The sequence below is a fragment of the Geobacillus sp. JS12 genome (assembly GCF_001592395.1).
Classification (GTDB): Bacteria; Bacillota; Bacilli; order Bacillales; family Anoxybacillaceae; genus Geobacillus; species Geobacillus zalihae.
In genome coordinates, this window is the sequence record NZ_CP014749.1 from 1,788,280 (window position 1) to 1,795,000 (window position 6,721).

General features: G+C 48.9%; 2 protein-coding genes, 4 tRNA genes, 1 rRNA gene and 1 pseudogene (1 of these 8 cut by a window edge). 2 read left to right on the forward strand and 6 right to left on the reverse strand.

The genetic code is table 11. The features are described 5' to 3' along the window. Positions 1 to 50 precede the first annotated feature (50 nt). On the forward strand, positions 51 to 743 hold the full coding sequence (locus tag A0V43_RS18990) for a hypothetical protein (protein WP_128578012.1): 693 nt from the start codon (positions 51 to 53) through the stop codon (positions 741 to 743). A gap of 87 nt (positions 744 to 830) precedes the next feature. Here A0V43_RS18990 and A0V43_RS08650 read toward each other — a convergent pair. Then, positions 831 to 1,748: pseudogene (locus tag A0V43_RS08650) on the reverse strand (transposase); the annotation flags it as partial. A 61-nt stretch (positions 1,749 to 1,809) separates the two neighbouring features. Between A0V43_RS08650 and A0V43_RS08655 the strand changes: the two are divergent. Further along, a complete protein-coding gene (locus tag A0V43_RS08655) occupies positions 1,810 to 2,043 on the forward strand; it encodes a hypothetical protein (RefSeq protein WP_063192917.1) in 234 nt (77 codons plus the stop codon). A 1,349-nt stretch (positions 2,044 to 3,392) separates the two neighbouring features. On the opposite strand, the gene A0V43_RS08660 is transcribed toward A0V43_RS08655, so the two are convergent. The 5 genes from A0V43_RS08660 to A0V43_RS08680 all read right to left on the reverse strand — a co-directional run. Next, positions 3,393 to 3,469: transfer RNA gene (locus tag A0V43_RS08660), tRNA-Arg, on the reverse strand. 95 nt (positions 3,470 to 3,564) lie between these two features. Then, positions 3,565 to 3,635: transfer RNA gene (locus A0V43_RS08665), tRNA-Gly, on the reverse strand. Between the two features lie 101 nt (positions 3,636 to 3,736). Then, positions 3,737 to 3,810: transfer RNA gene (locus A0V43_RS08670), tRNA-Arg, on the reverse strand. 9 nt (positions 3,811 to 3,819) lie between these two features. After that, a tRNA-Gly gene (locus A0V43_RS08675) sits at positions 3,820 to 3,891 on the reverse strand. A 192-nt stretch (positions 3,892 to 4,083) separates the two neighbouring features. Beyond that, a 23S ribosomal RNA gene (locus tag A0V43_RS08680) occupies positions 4,084 to 6,721 on the reverse strand; it runs 290 nt beyond the window's last position.

Sequence of the window (6,721 nt, forward strand, 5' to 3'; positions counted from 1 at the left end):
TTGAGTGACACTTTCATTCTACTGGAGATCCGCCAGCAAGGGCTATTTTTATGCTTGATCAAGTTTATCTAGCACCACGGGTTAACCAAAAAATTATTGTAGAAAAATCTGATGGTGAACGGCTTATTATAAACTTAGATAGGCCAGATTTTAAAGATAGACTTAGTGATAATCTGATCAAAGATATAGCTGAGCAAGCGGACATTAGTGACAATGTAACTATTCATGATATTATTGAACCGTCTTCTTGTATAACAATCCCAAACAATGCAGGAATTCTAAATTCTAAAAACAATCGATTCTCTCTTAATGCTGCTCAGCCGGAAAGTTTGCTTTATCGATACGAGGTGACAAAGAAGTATACTGATAGGTCTCCGCTAGCTGCACAATTGATTATAAGTGTTGCTTATGGTGAAACAGCAACTTTAAAATCTTCAATAACTGTTACTAATTCTGCTACTATTAGTGGGGCGACTAAACTGCCGGACGAAGGACTTGCAGAGCTAAATGCATCCCTAAATGCGTCAGTCACTTATACTTATGAGAAAGGTAGAACTTTTTTAGGTCCTTCAAAAGGGTATACAAGTAGACAATATTATTCAACTAGATTTCATGATAGAGGAAATTATATTGTTCGAAAAATAAATCGCATAACGGGCAATGTATCAGAAACCTACACTGGTACTTATGGAGAACCTAGTTTACAGGATCCGATTGTAAACTGGTCCAGAGATATCAAATAACTTACGTTTTTTGGGCTATGCATTGCTTGTGATAAAAATACAGAATATTCGTATTATTATTCTGCTTATAACGCACTGAATTTTAGCTATTTTCAGCTGGTCTTTCGCTTGACGGAAAAAACATTCGATCGACCAACGCTCGGCATAGTAGCGCAAGATGTCTTCGTCGCTTAGCTTTCGATCGGTGCTCAAGACGCAATGAAGATATTCGGGTGTCATCGGCTGATCGGCTTTCCAAGCGAGTAGCACCACCGCATCATCGAGACCGTTCAGAGCGCCTTCGCAGCGATACACCCGATGACGCTCTTTTCCCACCGTGACGAGGCGGGTGTCATTTGGTTCGATATAGCGGGCAAACTGCTTCGCTTGGATGGCGATGCCTTTCGGGTAGAGAATTCGGTTCGTCTTGAGCATCGCAATCACGTGGAATCCCTTTTTCAGACAAGCTTCCACGAGCGTTTTGGGATGGATACCAAGAGTCCATGAGCACATAAACAGGGCGACCTTTTCCCAGCCGTCTTGTCGTAGAGGCGAAAGGCAAAAGGAAACGCTTGAGTCATCGTATGAACCATGAGCCAAACGAGAGAATGTCCCCAGATCGACTTTTTCTCTGTGTGAGAATCGTGCCAATCACACCTTTGAATGGCGTGTGTTGCCCGTGACGAGGGCTTCGTTTTTTGGCAAATCGTATCATCGATCGAAACAAAAAGGGGGAATTCTCTCGTTTCGAGCTGCGTTCGACACGACGAAGGATCCACTGCTGGAGTTTGCACAGCAACGTCTCTTCTGCTCAAGGGCTTTTCGTAAAAAATGCCTGTGTGTCGTGCGATGGTTCGGATGAAAGCTCCCATGATGAAGATCGGTCAACGTCCCTAAAAAACCTTTCGTCACCATCGCATCCACGATATGAACGAGATGCTTCATCACAGGTTTCGAGAAATAAAGCGCCAACCCTAACGTTATGAAAAACTTGTGGATTCCTTGATGATGTGCTAGTCTATTCATGAGACATGAACCTCCTTGTGAATGGTTTGGTGACACATACATAGGAGAGGAGAAATGAGTCTTGAATAATTTTATTGAAAAAGGTTTTATGTACGGTTTTGTCATAGGAATCACTTTAGCATTGATATTTGTCCCCTATAAAACAGTAACATATATGTCAGGAGGGGTGACAACAACGGAGTATAAAGAAATACCCGAATATATTATAAATGTACTTAGAGTGAGTTTTAGCAGCGGACTGATTGCCTCTACAATCAGTCTGGCTTTATATAAAAAACGAAAAACTAAAAATTAGCACGGTTGTTGATTATTGGCTCTTCACCACAACATGTACTTGACAAGCAGATGCGAAAAAATCAGGCTCTTCGCCACAAAGTGTACTTGACAAAGAAAGACGATTATGGTAGAGAAAATCAAAAACCTGAATCCGTGACAGAAGTGTATCAAAAATGTTGGAAAACCCAATCATGCCAAAGTATCAACTCAATTCCGAATATTCACCTATTAGGTGAAGAACCCTGAGCACAATATTTGTTGATTTATCAAGTTTTCTTGGCAGTTTGAACGCGTCTTTATCACGGATTCAGGAAAACAGCATTTTTCCTTTTTATACCACACATCTCTTTGAGCAACATCGCTATCATGTTTGTCTTTAAAAGTCAAGTACATCTTTTTGTGATGAACCTCTTCATAATATCCTAATGTAAATTAGCACATTATTTCAGAATCCCTTTTTCAAATTATTTCAGGAGGATTCGGAAATCATGCGCAAAATTTTTACGGATTATTCTGGATTTTGCGCATTCTTTTGGAACGTTTGCACGCTCTTTCAAATGAAGATTTCTACTCTCACATCATAGACGAGAAGGAACAAAAAGAATCGCGACAGGTAGATCAAACCATGATGGAACTCTATAATGCCCTGTGATCACCGCGCAAAATTCGTGCAAAATTTTTTCGGATCCTATCGTTTTTTCGAGATTCCCAAAAAAATGAAAAACGACCGCAAACGCGGCCGTATCAAGGGTTTTGAGGATTTTAACCCGAACGAATCGTATGGAAATGGCGTCCCAGGAGAGACTCGAACTCCCGACCGACGGCTTAGGGCCGATGCCCCTTCCTCTACAAGCTTACTCGAAGAAGATGGATGCGTCGGGGCAACTCGCAGCTGTTTCATAGAAGCCTTTGCTCGTTGCTCTATCCTGCTGAGCTGCTGGGACATACCAAACATGGCACTCTCATTATTCCGCTGCCCCTTCCTCTACAAGCCGATTCGAAGAAGCCCGATGCGTCGGGGCAACTCGCAGTTGTTTCATAGAAGCCTTTGCTCGTTGCTCTATCCTGCTGAGCTACTGGGACATACCAAACATGGCACTCTCATTATTCCGCTGCCCCTTCCTCTACAAGCCGATTCGAAGAAGCCCGATGCGTCGGGGCAACTCGCAGTTGTTTCATAGAAGCCTTTGCTCGTTGCTCTATCCTACTGAGCTGCTGGGACATCATCGACAGAACACGCCAATATTCCCACTGTCGGCTCTTATAACCAAATAAAAAATTCCCCTATCGCACATGGAATCAATCTTCTTCCCTGGCGATCGGAGAACTTCGTTCCAGCGCCTTTTGCGCGTTCTTTTCGTATGGAAATGGCGTCCCAGGAGAGACTCGAACTCCCGACCGACGGCTTAGAAGGCCGCTGCTCTATCCTACTGAGCTACTGGGACATAGCAATCATGACACTCTCATTATTCCGTCCAAGTTGCTGGAGCATCATCAATAGAACATAATACTCCACGATATTCGCGATAAAATAAAGGAAAGCGGGTGATGGGAATCGAACCCACGACTTCAGCTTGGGAAGCTGAGGTTTTACCATTAAACTACACCCGCATGATCGATATCATTAAACTTGTCCTCAACAATGATTGCAATTAAGAATATAATCGCTAATTGTTTTTTTGTCAATATCTTTTTTAGAATTCATTAATAAACGCGCTCGAGAGGATTCGAACCCCTAACCTTCTGATCCGTAGTCAGATGCTCTATCCAATTGAGCTACGAGCGCATATTGGGAAGCGGAAGACGGGACTCGAACCCGCGACCCCCACCTTGGCAAGGTGGTGTTCTACCACTGAACTACTTCCGCATCATGAGAAGAATTCATTCCTTCAAAACTAGATAACCGTCGGAAGAAGCCGCTCGCCTGCGCTTTTCTTTGTCCAGTTCCAGCGCCTAGCTCTCTTCTGCCAAATAACCTTCCCCCTCGGGGTGCAAGCACCCCTGCGGGTGAAGAACATTTGGCTTCGAGAGCTAATCGCGGCGCTTTCACTTTTCTCACTAGGTTAAGCCCTCGATCGATTAGTATCCGTCAGCTCCACGTGTCGCCACGCTTCCACCTCGGACCTATCGACCTCGTCATCTTCGAGGGATCTTACCCGCCTAACGCGGTGGGAAATCTCATCTTGAGGGGGCTTCACGCTTAGATGCTTTCAGCGCTTATCCCGTCCGCACATAGCTACCCAGCGGTGCCCCTGGCGGGACAACTGGTACACCAGCGGTGCGTCCATCCCGGTCCTCTCGTACTAAGGACAGCTCCTCTCAAATTTCCTCCGCCCGCGACGGATAGGGACCGAACTGTCTCACGACGTTCTGAACCCAGCTCGCGTACCGCTTTAATGGGCGAACAGCCCAACCCTTGGGACCGACTACAGCCCCAGGATGCGATGAGCCGACATCGAGGTGCCAAACCTCCCCGTCGATGTGGACTCTTGGGGGAGATCAGCCTGTTATCCCCGGGGTAGCTTTTATCCGTTGAGCGATGGCCCTTCCATGCGGAACCACCGGATCACTAAGCCCGACTTTCGTCCCTGCTCGACCTGTCCGTCTCGCAGTCAAGCTCCCTTGTGCCTTTGCACTCTCCGAATGATTTCCAACCATTCTGAGGGAACCTTTGGGCGCCTCCGTTACCTTTTGGGAGGCGACCGCCCCAGTCAAACTGCCCACCTGACACTGTCTCCCACCCCGCTAAGGGGTGCGGGTTAGAATTTCAATACCGCCAGGGTGGTATCCCACCGTCGCCTCCACCGAAGCTGGCGCTCCGGCTTCCCAGGCTCCCACCTATCCTGTACAAGCGATACCAAAATTCCATATCAGGCTGCAGTAAAGCTCCACGGGGTCTTTCCGTCCTGTCGCGGGTAACCTGCATCTTCACAGGTAGTATAATTTCACCGGGTCTCTCGTTGAGACAGCGCCCAAGTCGTTACACCTTTCGTGCGGGTCGGAACTTACCCGACAAGGAATTTCGCTACCTTAGGACCGTTATAGTTACGGCCGCCGTTTACTGGGGCTTCGGTTCGCACCTTCGCTTCCGCTAAGCGCTCCCCTTAACCTTCCAGCACCGGGCAGGTGTCAGCCCCTATACGTCGCCTTTCGGCTTCGCAGAGACCTGTGTTTTTGATAAACAGTCGCTTGGGCCTTTTCACTGCGGCTCTTCAGGGCTCTTCACCCCAAAGAGCACCCCTTCTCCCGAAGTTACGGGGTCATTTTGCCGAGTTCCTTAACGAGAGTTCTCCCGCGCGCCTTAGGATTCTCTCCTCGCCTACCTGTGTCGGTTTGCGGTACGGGCACCTCTTCCCTCGCTAGAGGCTTTTCTTGGCAGTGTGAAATCGGGGACTTCCGGATCACTCCGTCGCCGTCACCGCTTGGCCTTATGATCCGCGGATTTGCCTGCAGATCAGCCTCACGGCTTGGACAGGCTCTTCCAGCCGCCTGCTCGCCCTATCCTCCTGCGTCCCCCCATCGCTCAAACGGGAAGAAGGTGGTACAGGAATCTCAACCTGTTGTCCATCACCTACGCCTTTCGGCCTCGGCTTAGGTCCCGACTAACCCTGAGCGGACGAACCTTCCTCAGGAACCCTTAGGCTTTCGGCGCAGAGGATTCTCACCTCTGTTTTCGCTACTCATACCGGCATTCTCACTTCTAAGCGCTCCACCAGTCCTTCCGGTCTGGCTTCTCTGCCCTTAGAACGCTCCCCTACCGATGACCAACGGTCATCCCGCAGCTTCGGCGGCACGTTTAGCCCCGGTACATTTTCGGCGCAGAGTCACTCGACCAGTGAGCTATTACGCACTCTTTAAATGGTGGCTGCTTCTAAGCCAACATCCTGGTTGTCTTTGCAACTCCACATCCTTTTCCACTGAACGTGCACTTCGGGGCCTTAGCTGGCGGTCTGGGCTGTTCCCCTCTCGACCACGGATCTTATCACTCGCGGTCTGACTCCCAGGCATAAGTCATTGGCATTCGGAGTTTGACTGGGTTCGGTAACCCGTTTTGGGCCCCTAGCCCAATCAGTGCTCTACCTCCAAGACTCCTAAACCCGAGGCTAGCCCTAAAGCTATTTCGGGGAGAACCAGCTATCTCCAAGTTCGATTGGCATTTCACCCCTACCCACACCTCATCCCCGCACTTTTCAACGTGCGTGGGTTCGGGCCTCCAGCCGGTGTTACCCGGCCTTCACCCTGGACATGGGTAGATCACCTGGTTTCGGGTCGACGACGACGTACTTGACGCCCTGTTCAGACTCGCTTTCGCTGCGGCTCCGCCTCTCCGGCTTAACCTCGCACGCCATCGTCACTCGCCGGTTCATTCTACAAAAGGCACGCCATCACCCATCAACGGGCTCTGACTACTTGTAGGCACACGGTTTCAGGTTCTCTTTCACTCCCCTCCCGGGGTGCTTTTCACCTTTCCCTCACGGTACTGGTGCACTATCGGTCACTAGGGAGTATTTAGCCTTGGGAGATGGTCCTCCCTGCTTCCGACGGGATTCCTCGTGTCCCGCCGTACTCAGGATCCGCTCGGGAGGGAACGAAGTTTCGACTACAGGGCTCTCACCTTCTCTGGCCGGCCGTTCCAGACCGGTTCGTCTACCCCGTTCCTTTCTCACTCCCATCGTGAGCGGTCCTACAACCCCAAG